Source organism: Enterococcus sp. DJ147D b (genome assembly GCF_058216655.1).
Genome location: NZ_CM177104.1, coordinates 2,224,189 through 2,237,495, shown reverse-complemented (window position 1 = coordinate 2,237,495; position 13,307 = coordinate 2,224,189). Strand labels below are relative to the sequence as shown.

Below are 13,307 nucleotides of genomic sequence, written 5' to 3'. Positions count from 1 at the left end.
CTTTATGAAGGAGACAAACTGTTCTACTTAGAAAACGAATGGAATAACGACGGATGGTTAGTAGAAGTTAATTCTTGTCTAAATTTCGGTAATCAGAGATACTGATAAAAAGGAGGCGTTTTTATGTACCGAATTTCGTTCGTTGATGAGATTGCAGAGGAACAGTTGAAACAATTAGAAGGACCATTTTTTGAACGTACGAAGAAACAAAACGCGCATGGCTTGCTCGTAAGAAGCTCTGTCGTTGAAGAAGACTGGATAAGTCCAGAATTGCTAGCAATTTCAAGAGCTGGTGTGGGTGTCAACACGATTCAGGTACAAAAAGCTACTGAAAATGGCACGATCGTGATGAATACTCCTGGTGTGAATGCAAATGCAGTTAAAGAATTAGTCCTAAGCTGTTTGTTTCTGTCTGTTCGCCCGGTTACCAAAGCAAGCGAGATGGTTCAAAAATTAGAGGGAGAAAATTTATTAGAACAAGCAGAAGCAAATCGAAAACCGTTTGTTGGTCAAGAATTACAAGGCAAGGTGATTGGTTTACTGGGATTGGGTTCAATCGGAAGAGAAGTTGCTCGAGTCTGTTATGAATTAGGCATGGAAGTTTTGGGCTATGCTAGAAGAGACCATGAGTTAGACTATGTAGAACAATTACCCTTGCCTGATATTTTACGCTTATCTGATTTCGTCGTGATTATGTTGCCTTCAACACCGGACACAAACGGTTTGTTGGGGGAAGAACAGTTATCTTTAATGAAAGAAGAAGCTGTTCTGATTAATGTTGGACGAAGTGAAATTGTGGATAACACAGCACTTTTACAAGTTATTGAGAATGGAAAACTGGCAAAATACATAACAGATTTTCCAGCACAAGAATTTTTAGGAAATGAAAAAATCATGATGCTTCCGCATATGGGTGGGTCCACACGAGAAGCTTTAGCGGATAGCAGTCGCGAAGCTATTCGGGCACTACGAAACTATTTGCTATTTGGAACAGTTCGTTCATCCGTTAATTTTCCAACTGTGCGAATGATTTTTCGTGCGCCCTATCGTTTTACAATTTTCTATCAAAAAAGACAAGGTATCTTATCTGAAGTTTTTAAGATCTTAGAGGAGAATGTCTTGCCAATTGGTAATATGACGCGTAATCAAAAAGAGGAGTACGTCTATACACTTATAGACATTGAGAGTACAGATGTCCAAAATTTATTAGAAGCTAAACGTCAGTTGGAAACAATTGCAGATGTCAAACGCGTGCGTTTATTAGCTCACCCACAAGTGTAATCGAGTTATTTTTATTTTCTTAATTAGCCAGTGACTGCTTTACATTCAAATTTGATGCTACTAAAATAAGAGAGTGAGTCAAATTTAAATTAGTCGTTTAAGCTTGTAAAGTAGACGATGAAGGAGCAATTAATTGAAGAAAAGAATAAGTGATCTTTCACTCAAACAAAAAAGTATCATTCGAATTAGTTTGACTACGATTGGTGTGATTATTTTAGTTGTCTTGAGTAATTTGTTTTTACAATGGTGCCAAAATGATTTGTCTTATGACTTAGCATTGAAATTTGCGTTTTCTTGGCATACAGAAAAGTTTATTTTAGCTTGTTTGGTTTTACTCGTTTTTCTAGCCTTTCTAAGTAGCGTTGCCGGTTCGGTTTTGATTGGTTCTATTTTGTATACAACAATTATCGGGATTTTAGGGATAGCTGACTATTTAAAGATGAGTTATCGACAAGAGCCCATTTATCCCGATGATATCAAAATGATTACTGAACTTGGTTTGTTGAGAGAAATGGCAGGCTCAACGACATTTTTTGTCTTAATGGGGGTTGCTGGCTTAGTAATCATCTTATTTGCTTGGGGGTTATATCGCAGTTTTAAAAAAGGGCGTCGTTTTCAGCTTGTACGAGGAACTGTCTTCGTTCTATCTGTTATTTTGTTGATGTACATCGGTAGTTTTAATAACCCGAATAATCTTTTACGAAAAGCGTATAACAAAACAGCCTTGTGGATTCCTTATAGTCAAAAAATGAATTACTATAATACAGGTTTTATTGGCGGGTTTCTTTACAATCTACAAGTTGAAGCAATGGATGAACCAAAAGGCTATTCCAAAGAAAAAGTAGCAGAAATAACTAAAAATTATCAGAAAATAGCTGATAAAAAAAATCAAACAGTTGATGAAGAACAACCGAACATCGTTTATGTAATGAGTGAAAGCTTTTCTGATCCTAGTCACTTAAACGGAATTGAAGTTTCTGGAAATCCACTGCAAGATTATTATGACATTGCGAATCAAACCTATAGTGGAAAAATGTTATCCCAAAATTATGGGGGTGGGACTGCAAATATTGAATTTGAAGCGTTAACTGGTTTTTCAATGGAACTGTTTAATGCACAATTAACAACTCCATACACGATGTTAGTTCCTAAAATGACAAAATTTCCATCATTGGTGTCCAATTTAGCAGCACAAAATTATCAAACGACAGCAATTCATCCTTATAACACATCAATGTATAAGCGTGAAGATGTGTATAATATTTTGGGATTTGATTCGTTCATTAGTGAAAAAGAGATGAATTACACAGAAAAGCTCCAAAACAATCCTTACATTTCAGATAAAGCAGCATATCAAGAAGTCTTGTCTATTTTAAAACAGCAAGATTCACCACAATTCGTTCATTTAGTGACAATGCAAACACATATGCCTTATGCTGGAAAGTATCCAGATACAACTTACGATGTCCAGGTGAGTGATGGGAGTGATACGAATAATTTAACTAATTATTTGCAAGATGTTGCTTATAGTAGTGAGGCACTGCAAGAATTTGTCGATAATTTACAAGATGTTTCGCGGAGAACTCTAGTTGTTTTTTGGGGAGATCATCTTCCTGGTATTTACTCAGAAGCAATTCGGGGAGCAAACGATGAACAAACTCTACATGAAACACAATTTTTAATGTTCGATAGTGCAGGAAAATTAACGAAGCAAGGTACTCATGATGCAATCAGTAGTCCATTTTATTTTGCCGCTAACTTATTGGAACAAACGAATCAAGCAACGACTGGTTTTTATCAATTATTATTAAATGTGGAGAAAGTTTTACCTGCTTTCGAACGTGGCTTGTATTATCAGAATGGACAATGGCGTAAAGAAGCGGAATTAAATGAGCAACAACAAAAATTATATGAGGACTATCAAATGATTCAGTATGATATCGTTTCTGGTAAACAATATAGCTTACAGGATGGTTTTTTTGAAAAATAGTAGTTGAAGTGAAAGGGAACAAGTCGAGAAATAAACTTGTCAGAAAATAGTAAAAACAGGTACAATAAATGGTAGATAAACGGAGAAAGTAGGGAATTACATGTTACCAAATATTGGTTATTATGTTCAATCAGTTGACAACATTGTGAAACAAACAGAAGAAATTGGTGAGCAGATGCATCCCAAATACGAAATGGTTCGTCAAGCAATTGATGAAAAGAAAGTTGCAGAATTAAATTCAGAACAATTAACAGAAGTTGTTCAATTGTTTGAAGCTGGAACAAAGCAATACCGAGCAATGTTGAAAAAAGTTAGTGCTTTACGTCCTCCAGCAAAAGTTATGGGAATCCACAAAAAATTTGAACGTGCCTATCTTTCTTATGTAGCTGGTTGTGAAGAAATGATTCAAAGTATTGATATCGAAAAAGGAATTGACACGGATTTATTTGAAGCTTCAGAAAAAAAACAAGACCAAGCAACAGATGATATTTCACTAGCAATCCAAAAAATGACTAATCTTTTGATGAAAAAATAAGATAAATTTAAAACTAGAGTTATTTAATCTAAATATAACGTTTTTTTTATGATAAGCGTTACTTACTGCTATATGATAAAAGCACAACCAACAACAACCTTTATTTACTCTCATTGAGTAAGTAGCCTTTTCCACCGAGCCTAACCAACTCGGTGGTTTTTTATGCTCAAAGATTTGCTTCAATTCCGAAGAAGTCATGCTAAAATGCCAATTAGTCGAAAAAAGAAGGTGTGACAAGACTTTTGTCACACCTTCTTAAGGGAGTAATATTAGGGTAGGGAAGATTATTTGTTACTCACTCGTTATCTGTTCGGAGTTAAACGCATTGCGCCACAACCTTCTTTACGGTGTTCCCAAAGCAACTCCTCCAGATAACTTGCATTCACTTCAAAATATGGAAAGCTATTTTGAGTGCTTGCTTGTTATCTGTTCGGAGCTAAACGCATTGCGCCACAACCTTCTTCAGTTTTCAACATTTCTGACATAGTTATCAAAATAAGCTTCTAAATCTTTTTTTATTTGTTGATAGTCTGCCTCTGTGTATTCTTTATCTTCGATTTTCCCCTGAAAAAAAGGAATATTTAAGTCTTCACGCAAACGATCTAACACATCCTGTTGGTTCATGTTCTTCGCTTCTTTCTTCATTTATAATTCTCTTTGAATCCATCTATAAGCTGTGAAAAATAGCAGTTAAATGTTCAAAGTTTTGTTTCATAATAGTCAATTTGCTATAAAGTAAAGCAGTATTAGAATCTTCATTGAAGAAGACTTGCTTGAGCTCAGCATAAAACTGATGAAAAGCATCAAAGAATTTGCTAACTTCTTTGATTTGTAATTCTGGATGTATCTGAGTATATAATCCTGCTGTTTGAGCAAGACTGTACAGCTCGTTGGTAACAACAATTACACGATTTTTTTCATAACGTGGGCTAGTAATTAATTCATATAAGGGAAGACACTTGTTATAAAGTTCAGAAAGATTGTCTAATAGATACTCTTCGGCTGATTTTTGAATCATAAAAATTTCCTCCTTTGAAGAATAGGTTAGTTTTGGTCGAAATAAACGCACACACATTCAGGTGCATAAATATCCTTTTGTAGTAATGTCAACTGACCAGTTTGATCATCACGTGTAAATAAAGTTAAGTTGTCACTATTTTGATTGGCACAAACTAAAAACTTATTTGTTGGATCCAAGGCGAAGTCACGTGGGAAATCTCCTTCTGTTGAAATATTTTGAACAGTTGAAAGCTGTTTACCATTATCAGAAATCTCATAGACTGTGATCGAGTTATGCCCACGGTTAGAAGCATATAAGAAATGACCATCAGCTGAAATTCGGATAGCAGCCCCACCATTTTCACCTTTGAAATCTTCTGGCAAAGTTGAAATCTTTTGTAGTTCTGTAAAAGAACCATCTTCTTGATAAGCAAGGACGCTTACGGTGCTGTCTAATTCACCAAATAAATAAGCAATTGGTTGAATCGGGTGGAACACCAAATGACGAGGACCTGTTCCAGGCTCAGCAACGAAAGTGGCAACTAAGGTTAACTTTCCACTTTCTGCAACGTCATAAGTGTACACTCGGTCAGTTCCAAGGTCACAAACAACTAGGCGTTGATCGGGTGCTAGATCAGTGTAATGGACATGTGCGTGGTCTTGATTTTTGTGTGGTCCAGTTTCTTCTAGATGATAAAGAGATTCGACAGCTTCAATACCACCATTATCTAAAATACGATAAACATTCACTTCACCTTTATGATAATTTGCGCCGTAAACTAGTTGACGTGTTTCATCTACAGCTACATAACAAAGAGGGGCTCCTTCTTCTGTTACCGCATTCAAAAAATGATAATTTGAATCGTATGCGCCTGCGCCACCCAATCCATCAACTGTTGTGACAGTATATAGATTTTTTGCATCACTCTTTGCTAAATAGGTGGGACTTACTTCTTTAGCTACTAAAGATAGTCCAGATAATTCTTTTTTTTCAGTATCAAGATCGATTGTATAAATTCCTTCACTTACTCTACGTGTATAAGTACCCAAAATGATTTTTTCAATCATTTGATTCCCTCCTAAAAAATGAAATTGTTTTCTTTTTTATTTTAGCATACAACTGTTCTTGGCGGATAATGAAAGAGAATATGCTATAATATTTTTGAGCGTAGAAATACGCTATAGGAAGAAAAACACTGTTCATTGTGATAGTAATCAAAGGAGAGATCAAGATGATTCAAGCCAATGTAGTAGAAATTGGACCAGAAGCAATTAATGAAAAAGAACCAATGCTGATTTTATTTAACAACACAGCAACAACTACTTTACGAAACTACTCGATTATCCAAGAATTTTTAAATAAAGAACCCTTTAAGCTAGAATCTGGAAAAAAAATTCGATTTGATGAACAAGAATACACGATCGAACATGTCGGAACGACCGCTAATCAAAATTTAGAAACAGTTGGTCACGTAACGCTAGTGTTTGATGAGCATCAATCGGATAATACGATTGTTAATGGTGTGTATTTGAATCCCTATCAACTTCCAGAAATTCATTTGGGAACACAAATTTATTATCAGTAGGAGGGGCATATGGAGGAAAAAAATAAAAAAGGAAAACCGATTTCCTGGTTTTGGAAATGGTTTTTAAATAACCAAGTAGTAACAGCATTATTGGTTGTTCTACTTTTATTAGTAATCGTTTTTCTTTTTACGAAAGTGTCTTACTTATTTGAACCTGTGTGGCAATTTTTAGCCATCGTTGGGTTACCAATTATTTTAGCAGGCATTTTATATTATTTGATGAATCCTGTAGTAGACTATTTGGAAAAGAAAAAAATTCCTAGAATTTACAGTATTATTGGTTTGTTTGTCGTTGTAGTGGCATTGATTGTTTGGGGAATCGTAGTGATTGTACCAAAAATTCAAGAGCAATCTGTTAGTTTTGCTAGTAATTTTCCACAATATGTCGACACAATTGATGATAAATTAACAGAAATCTTACGCGATCCTTTGTTCAATCAATTTCGTGAACAACTTGAGACTGCGGGAGACAAAATTATCAATTCCGCCGGCGATTTGATTAAGAACCTTTCAAAAACGACTGTTCAGAGTGTTGGAAGTATCGTAGGCGCGGTAGCAACAGTTATTGTTGCAATTATGACGATGCCATTTATCTTATTTTATTTATTAAAAGATGGACGTCAATTAGCACCTTATTTTGTTAAATTTTTACCAACACGTATGAGAAAGCCAACTTTGAAGGTCTTAGGTGAAATGAATGATCAAGTATCTTCTTATATTAGAGGTCAATTGACAGTAGCTTTTGCTGTTGCAATCATGTTTATTATTGGTTTTTCGATTATTGGGTTGGAGTATTCAGTGACATTAGGTATTGTGGCGGGATTTTTAAATCTAATTCCATACCTTGGCTCATTTTTAGCTATGATTCCTGCAATCTTTCTTGGGATCGTAGCAGGACCTCTGATGTTGGTGAAAGTAATTATCGTTTTTATTGTTGAGCAAACGATCGAAGGACGATTGATTTCACCATTAGTTTTAGGTAATCAATTAGCAATTCATCCTGTAACGATTTTATTAGTTTTGCTAACTTCTGGAAAACTGTTTGGAATCGTAGGAGTAATCCTTGGAATACCCGTGTATGCGGCGGCCAAAGTAATCATTACACATATTTTTGAGTGGTACACAACGATTTCTTCATTGTATGAAGATGAGCCAATTGAAGCCCCGAAAAAAGAGTAGATAGTCATCTAAAAAATCAAAAAGACAGACAACTAAAAACAGCGGACAAGGATCTAAGGCTAGATCACTGTCCGCTTTTTTTTCTTCTGATAAAAAGGGAAATGCTTAGTTTAAAATTCTTTACCTAATTGAGCAGCTTTGTCTAATGCTTCTTGCATTAATTCTTCTGCACGATCAGGTGTGTAGTCGATTCCTTCAATAAATAATTGATCGATTTCGTCGATTCCGATAAAGTTCAAGATTCCTTTAACATATTGTGAAGCAAAATCTTGCCCTTGATAAATACCGCCATTTGATTGGATGTGTAAAGCTTTCTTTCCTTGAACCAATCCTTGAGGACCATTTTCTGTGTATTTGAATGTTTTACCAGCTACATTGACTGTGTCAAACCAAGCTTTTAAACGTGTTGGGATATTTAGGTTCCAAAGTGCATTAGCAATAACGATTTTATCAGCAGCTAAAAATTGTTCAGTTAACTCATTAAAGCGCGCAATTTTATGTTGTTGATGCTCAGTTAATTCTGAGAAGTCTGCTCCCGTACGAAGAACTTCCCAACCTGATAACAATTCTTCATCAATTTCAGGAATATCATCACGATAAAGATCAAGAATAGTGATTTCATCTTCTGGATGATTTTCTTTATAGCTAGTTAAAAATGTAGAAAGAGCTTTAACTGAGCGTGATTCTTCAGCAGTTAAAGGATGGCCTTTGACAATTAATACTGATGACATAATGATTCAATCTCCTTTTTTTGTAAACATACTTGTTATGTTTAAGACTAACAAAGCTAGTTTACTCGAAAAAGAAAAGGCTATCAAGGTTTAAAAACAAAGAATAGTTATTTTAGTGTTTTTCTTTAAAATTAGATCATACTTGAATCTAGGGTGAAGAATAGCTTTTTTACATTATTTTACCTCGACATCGGTAAAAGTATATTGGAAATACCTGATTTGCTTGGCTATAATTTAGTTATTCCACCATGTTGATTTGGGATTCATATCTCAAATAACCCCACAAGTGGGAGAGTTGATTTTTTCTTACATACTTGTAACAAATCATCACTCTTTCATCAGAGTTGTTGTTAGTTCATTGTTTTTACAAGAAAGATGGCCGAAGTGACTTCTCATATTCTAAGTTCGTCTGGCTGGCAAACGGGTTTTCTTTTTCCATAAGAACAATGAACTAAGACATAAAAGGTGGGAAACCCTTACTCACTTATTTTTAAAAGAAACAGTGCATTCGTTTAATGGATGTACTGTTTCTTTTTTTAAGATGAAATAAATGAAAAAAATAATGTAAAAAACTTGCAAAACAGTCTATTGGTGTTATAATGACATAGCGTCATATGACAACGTGTCATTAGAGAGAAAAACGAAAGGAGGAGGACTATGCCAACACAAACATTTTTTCATTTACCAAAAGAAAAGCAACAACGTTTACTTGCTGCTGCGAGTGCTGAATTTTCACGAGTACCGTTGAAGGATGCGTCCATTGCTAATATTGTGAAGTTAGCTGAGATACCACGAGGTAGTTTTTACCAATACTTTGAAAATAAAGAGGATCTTTACTTCTATTATTTTGAGACACTGCGACGTGATAGTTCGCGAGACATGAGGAACTTGATGAAAGAAGTTCACGGAGATCTTTTTGAAGGATTTGAGCTTTATTTTGAAAAGATGATCCGAGAAATTTTATCGGGGGAAAATTCTGCATTTTACCGACACTTATTCATGCACATGGATTATCGTGCTTCACGTAAAGTGACTCCTCATCTTTCTGAAGAAGAAAAAGCAAAGAAAATGCCACATAAAAGGCATAAGCAGGATACACAGGCATTGATTGAGGTAATTGATCAAACGAAGTTAAAAGTAAAAGATTCACATGAATTAGAATTATTGATTTCACTATTGATGAATATTGTGTTTTCAACGATTGCACATTCATATAAGTCACTTTCAGTGATTCAGGATTACTCAGTTGAACAAGCAATTGAAGAATTTAAGTTAAAGCTTTCTTGGTTGAAAGAGGGAGCATATAAGTAGAAAGAAGGGGAATAGATGCTGAAAATTATTAAACGAATTTCCATTACTTCTGCAATTGCTGCAGTTGGTTTTATGGTTGTTCAAGTTTTAGCAGACTTGTACTTACCAACATTGACATCCAATATTATTGATAAAGGGGTAGCCAAAGGAGATATTGATTATATTTGGCAAACCGGAATAGTCATGATCGGATTTTCATTGATTAGTATTTTAGCTGCTATTGGGAATACTTTTTTTGCGACACGTGAGTCACAAAAATTAGGTAAAAAGTTACGCTCGGATGTTTATCAAAAAACAGAAAGCTTAACAAACGATGGCTTTGATAAATTTGGAACAGCCTCATTGATTACAAGAACAACGAATGATGTGACTCAAATCCAAATGGTTGTTCAGATGTTTTTACGAATGATGATCAATGCACCTATTACATTGATGGGTGCAAGTTTTCTTGCTTATCAAAAGGATCAAGAGTTAACAAAAATCTTCTTGGTAGTTATCCCGATCATGCTAGTTTTAGTTGGCGGTATTATGTATTTTGCAGTGCCATTGTTCAAGAGCATGCAAAAGAAAACAGACCGTTTGAACTTAGTTTTCCGTGAAGGGCTAACTGGTGTCCGCGTGATTCGTGCGTTTGACAAAACAAAGTTTGAAGAAAATCGTTTTGATTTAGCGAATAAAGATTACACAAATACAGCGATTCGAGTGAATTCGATTGTCGCATTGATGATGCCATTGATGACATTGATCATGAGTGGAACAAACGTAGCAATTACTTGGTTTGGTGGACACTACATAGCTGAAATGAGTTTAGAAGTTGGGAATTTAATTGCTTTTATGACTTACGCGATGCAAATCCTAATTAGTTTCATGATGCTATCAATGATCTTTATCATGGTTCCTCGTGCACAAGCTTCTGCTGATCGGATCAACGAAGTATTAGATGAAGATATCGATATCACGGATCCAAAAAATCCAAAAGAAGTAACCCTTGCTGGAAAGTCTGCAACACTGGATTTCAATCATGTGGATTATCGTTATCGTGGTGCGGAAAAATTAGCGTTGGAAGATATCGATTTTCATGCGAAATCGGGAGAAATCGTTGCAATTATTGGTGGAACAGGATCTGGTAAAACAACGTTAGTGAATTTGATTCCTCGACTATATGAAATTGAATCCGGTGAGATTCGTTTGAATCAAACGGATATTCGTGAAATGACTCAAGAAAATTTACGCGAGTTGATTGGTTTCGTTCCCCAAAAGGCGATTTTATTTTCTGGCACGATTCGGGAAAACATGCAATACGGATCACCTGGTGCAACAGATGAGATGATCTGGAAAGCATTAGAGATTGCTCAAGCAAAAGACTTTGTTTCTGAGTTGGAAGATGGACTTGATAGTCATGTTGAACAAGGCGGAGGGAATTTTTCTGGTGGGCAAAGACAGCGATTGGCGATTGCTCGTGCATTAGTCAAGCCAGCGGATGTTTACGTTTTTGATGATTCATTTTCTGCGCTCGATTTCAAAACAGATGCGAAACTTCGTCAAGCATTGAAACAGGACATGACGGACAGTATCACTGTTTTAGTAGCACAACGCGTAAGTACGGTCATGGATGCAGATACGATTTTAGTTTTAGATGAAGGTAAGTTAGTTGGCAAGGGAACACACAAGGAACTGTTAGAAACAAATGAAACGTATGCAGAAATCGTTCGTTCCCAATTAAGAGAGGAGGACTTAGCATGAGTAAAGAAAATACACAATCCTCTCATGGATCAATGCGTGGCGGAGGCGGTCATGGACCTGGACGCAACATTGGTGCAAAAGGAGAAAAAGCAAAAAATTTCTGGGGGACAGTTCGTCGGCTCTTCAGTTATATGTCAAAACGACTAGTGGCGATTGTTTTAGTATTTGTGTTGGCTATCGCAGCGGTAATTTTCCAAATTCAAACACCGAAAGTTTTAGGTCGTGCAACAACTGAAATTTTTAAAGGCGTGATGATCGGCGCAAAACAAATGCAGCAAGGTCAAAAAGTGTCTGAGTTTCCAATTGATTTTGACAAAATCGGTCAAATTATTGCGACCGTTATTATCATGTATGTTATTGCTGCTGTGTTTAGTTTCTTACAACAGTTTATTATGACACGTGTCTCACAACGAACAGTTTATGATTTGCGTAAGGATTTAGAAGGTAAAATGAACCGAGTACCCATTTCTTATTATGATACACATACGAATGGTGATATTATGTCTCGAGCAATCAATGACATGGACAACATCGCAAGTACTCTTCAACAAAATCTAACACAATTTGTAACAAGTATAGTTACACTAGTTGGTGTTATTGTGATGATGCTATCGATTAGTTGGCAATTGACTTTAGTTGCTTTACTTATGATTCCGCTAAGCTTAATCGTTGTGATGATCGTCGCACCTAAGTCACAAGTATACTTTTCAGATCAACAAAAGAGCCTAGGTTTATTGAATAACCAAGTAGAAGAAACTTATGCTGGGCACACGATTGTGAAAACTTTTAATCATACTGGTAAAGATCAAGAAGTTTTTGAAGTTGAAAATGAAAAACTTTATGCGTCTGGTTGGAAAGCACAATTTATTTCGGCAATCATCATGCCATTAATGAACTTCGTTAAGAATTTAGGCTATGTGTTTGTCGCTGTCCTTGGTGGGATCAAAGTAGCGAATGGGAATATTTCTTTAGGGGATGTGCAAGCATTCTTGCAATATACGAGTCAATTCTCACAACCAATTACCCAAATCGCTAGCTTAATGAATACGATCCAATCAACCGTGGCTTCTGCAGAACGTGTATTTGAAGTCCTAGACGAAGCCGAGATGACAGACGAATCTTCAGGGCTTCCTGTAGAAGAAGATTCTCCATACAAAGTTCGTTTTGAAAATGTGCAGTTTGGTTATACTGATGATAATTTATTGATGACTGATTTTAATTTAGACGTCAAACCGGGAGAAATGGTCGCAATCGTTGGGCCAACGGGTGCCGGTAAAACGACACTAATCAATCTATTGGAACGTTTTTACGATGTATCTGGCGGAAGCATTCGCTATGAAGGTGTCGATACTAGAGACTTGTCACGTGATGAATTACGCGCTAAATTCTCGATGGTCTTACAAGATACTTGGTTATTTACAGGAACAATTTATGACAACATCCATTATGGAAATGAACAAGCGACAAAAGAACAAGTGATTGCCGCTGCAAAAGCTGCGCACGTCGATGATTTTGTTCGCAAATTGCCAGAAGGATATGACACGATTTTAAATGAAGATGCAAGTAACATCTCCCAAGGACAACGTCAATTGATCACGATTGCTCGTGCATTCCTAGCTAATCCCGATGTTTTGATTCTGGATGAAGCAACTTCAAGTGTCGATACTCGAACAGAAATTTTGATTCAACGAGCAATGAATCGTCTGTTAGAAAATCGGACAAGTTTTGTGGTTGCACATCGCTTGTCAACGATTCGCGACGCGGATAATATTATTGTGATGAATCATGGATCAATTGTAGAAACAGGTAATCATGAAGAATTAATGGCTAAAGATGGTTTCTATGCAGATCTTTATAATAGCCAATTTTCTGAAGAAGTTGCTTAATAAGAGGTTATGGCGCAAAGCGTTTAGCTCCAACTAGATAATGAGCAACTGACAAAATAGCCTCAT

General features: G+C 35.9%; 12 protein-coding genes. 8 read left to right on the top strand and 4 right to left on the bottom strand.

What is annotated here, in order from left to right; translation table 11 throughout:
* The first annotated feature begins 123 nt into the window (after positions 1-123).
* From AC4BD1_RS10535 to AC4BD1_RS10525, 3 genes are all read left to right on the top strand, one after another.
* Positions 124-1,281 (top strand): NAD(P)-dependent oxidoreductase, encoded by a 1,158-nt coding sequence (locus AC4BD1_RS10535; protein WP_490485595.1) that lies wholly within the window; start codon positions 124-126, stop codon positions 1,279-1,281.
* A gap of 133 nt (positions 1,282-1,414) precedes the next feature.
* Positions 1,415-3,271: an LTA synthase family protein gene (locus AC4BD1_RS10530; RefSeq protein WP_490466483.1), complete on the top strand. Its 1,857-nt coding sequence runs from the start codon at positions 1,415-1,417 to the stop codon at positions 3,269-3,271.
* Between the two features lie 100 nt (positions 3,272-3,371).
* The gene (locus tag AC4BD1_RS10525; RefSeq protein ID WP_206909947.1) at positions 3,372-3,806 is read left to right on the top strand and encodes a hypothetical protein; all 435 of its coding nucleotides are present in this window, start codon (positions 3,372-3,374) and stop codon (positions 3,804-3,806) included.
* Between the two features lie 462 nt (positions 3,807-4,268).
* Here the strand turns inward: AC4BD1_RS10525 and AC4BD1_RS10520 are convergent, their stop codons facing one another.
* From AC4BD1_RS10520 to AC4BD1_RS10510, 3 genes are read right to left on the bottom strand one after another with little or no spacing between them, the layout of a single operon-like run.
* The gene (locus AC4BD1_RS10520) at positions 4,269-4,451 is read right to left on the bottom strand and encodes a hypothetical protein (RefSeq protein WP_206909949.1); all 183 of its coding nucleotides are present in this window, start codon (positions 4,449-4,451) and stop codon (positions 4,269-4,271) included.
* A gap of 22 nt (positions 4,452-4,473) precedes the next feature.
* Entirely contained in the window at positions 4,474-4,824 is a 351-nt protein-coding gene (locus AC4BD1_RS10515) for a hypothetical protein (protein WP_206909946.1), read from the bottom strand.
* 26 nt (positions 4,825-4,850) lie between these two features.
* The gene (locus AC4BD1_RS10510; protein ID WP_206909945.1) at positions 4,851-5,873 is read right to left on the bottom strand and encodes a lactonase family protein; all 1,023 of its coding nucleotides are present in this window, start codon (positions 5,871-5,873) and stop codon (positions 4,851-4,853) included.
* Between the two features lie 164 nt (positions 5,874-6,037).
* Between AC4BD1_RS10510 and AC4BD1_RS10505 the strand changes: the two genes are divergently transcribed.
* Positions 6,038-6,391, top strand: a complete 354-nt coding sequence (locus AC4BD1_RS10505; RefSeq protein WP_206909944.1) for a PTS glucitol/sorbitol transporter subunit IIA — start codon at positions 6,038-6,040, stop codon at positions 6,389-6,391.
* Positions 6,392-6,400: 9 nt separating this feature from the next.
* Complete coding sequence (locus AC4BD1_RS10500; RefSeq protein ID WP_206909943.1) at positions 6,401-7,570, top strand: AI-2E family transporter; 1,170 nt, start codon at positions 6,401-6,403, stop codon at positions 7,568-7,570.
* Between the two features lie 110 nt (positions 7,571-7,680).
* Here AC4BD1_RS10500 and AC4BD1_RS10495 read toward each other — a convergent pair whose 3' ends face one another.
* A complete protein-coding gene (locus AC4BD1_RS10495) occupies positions 7,681-8,301 on the bottom strand; it encodes an FMN-dependent NADH-azoreductase (protein WP_206909941.1) in 621 nt (206 codons plus the stop codon).
* A 657-nt stretch (positions 8,302-8,958) separates the two neighbouring features.
* Between AC4BD1_RS10495 and AC4BD1_RS10490 the strand changes: the two genes are divergently transcribed.
* From AC4BD1_RS10490 to AC4BD1_RS10480, 3 genes are read left to right on the top strand one after another with little or no spacing between them, the layout of a single operon-like run.
* Complete coding sequence (locus AC4BD1_RS10490) at positions 8,959-9,612, top strand: TetR/AcrR family transcriptional regulator (RefSeq protein WP_206909939.1); 654 nt, start codon at positions 8,959-8,961, stop codon at positions 9,610-9,612.
* Positions 9,613-9,627: 15 nt separating this feature from the next.
* The gene (locus AC4BD1_RS10485) at positions 9,628-11,355 is read left to right on the top strand and encodes an ABC transporter ATP-binding protein (RefSeq protein ID WP_490485594.1); all 1,728 of its coding nucleotides are present in this window, start codon (positions 9,628-9,630) and stop codon (positions 11,353-11,355) included.
* On the top strand, positions 11,352-13,241 hold the full coding sequence (locus tag AC4BD1_RS10480; protein WP_206909936.1) for an ABC transporter ATP-binding protein: 1,890 nt from the start codon (positions 11,352-11,354) through the stop codon (positions 13,239-13,241). The genes AC4BD1_RS10485 and AC4BD1_RS10480 overlap by 4 nt, the downstream gene beginning before the upstream one ends.
* Positions 13,242-13,307 lie beyond the last annotated feature (66 nt).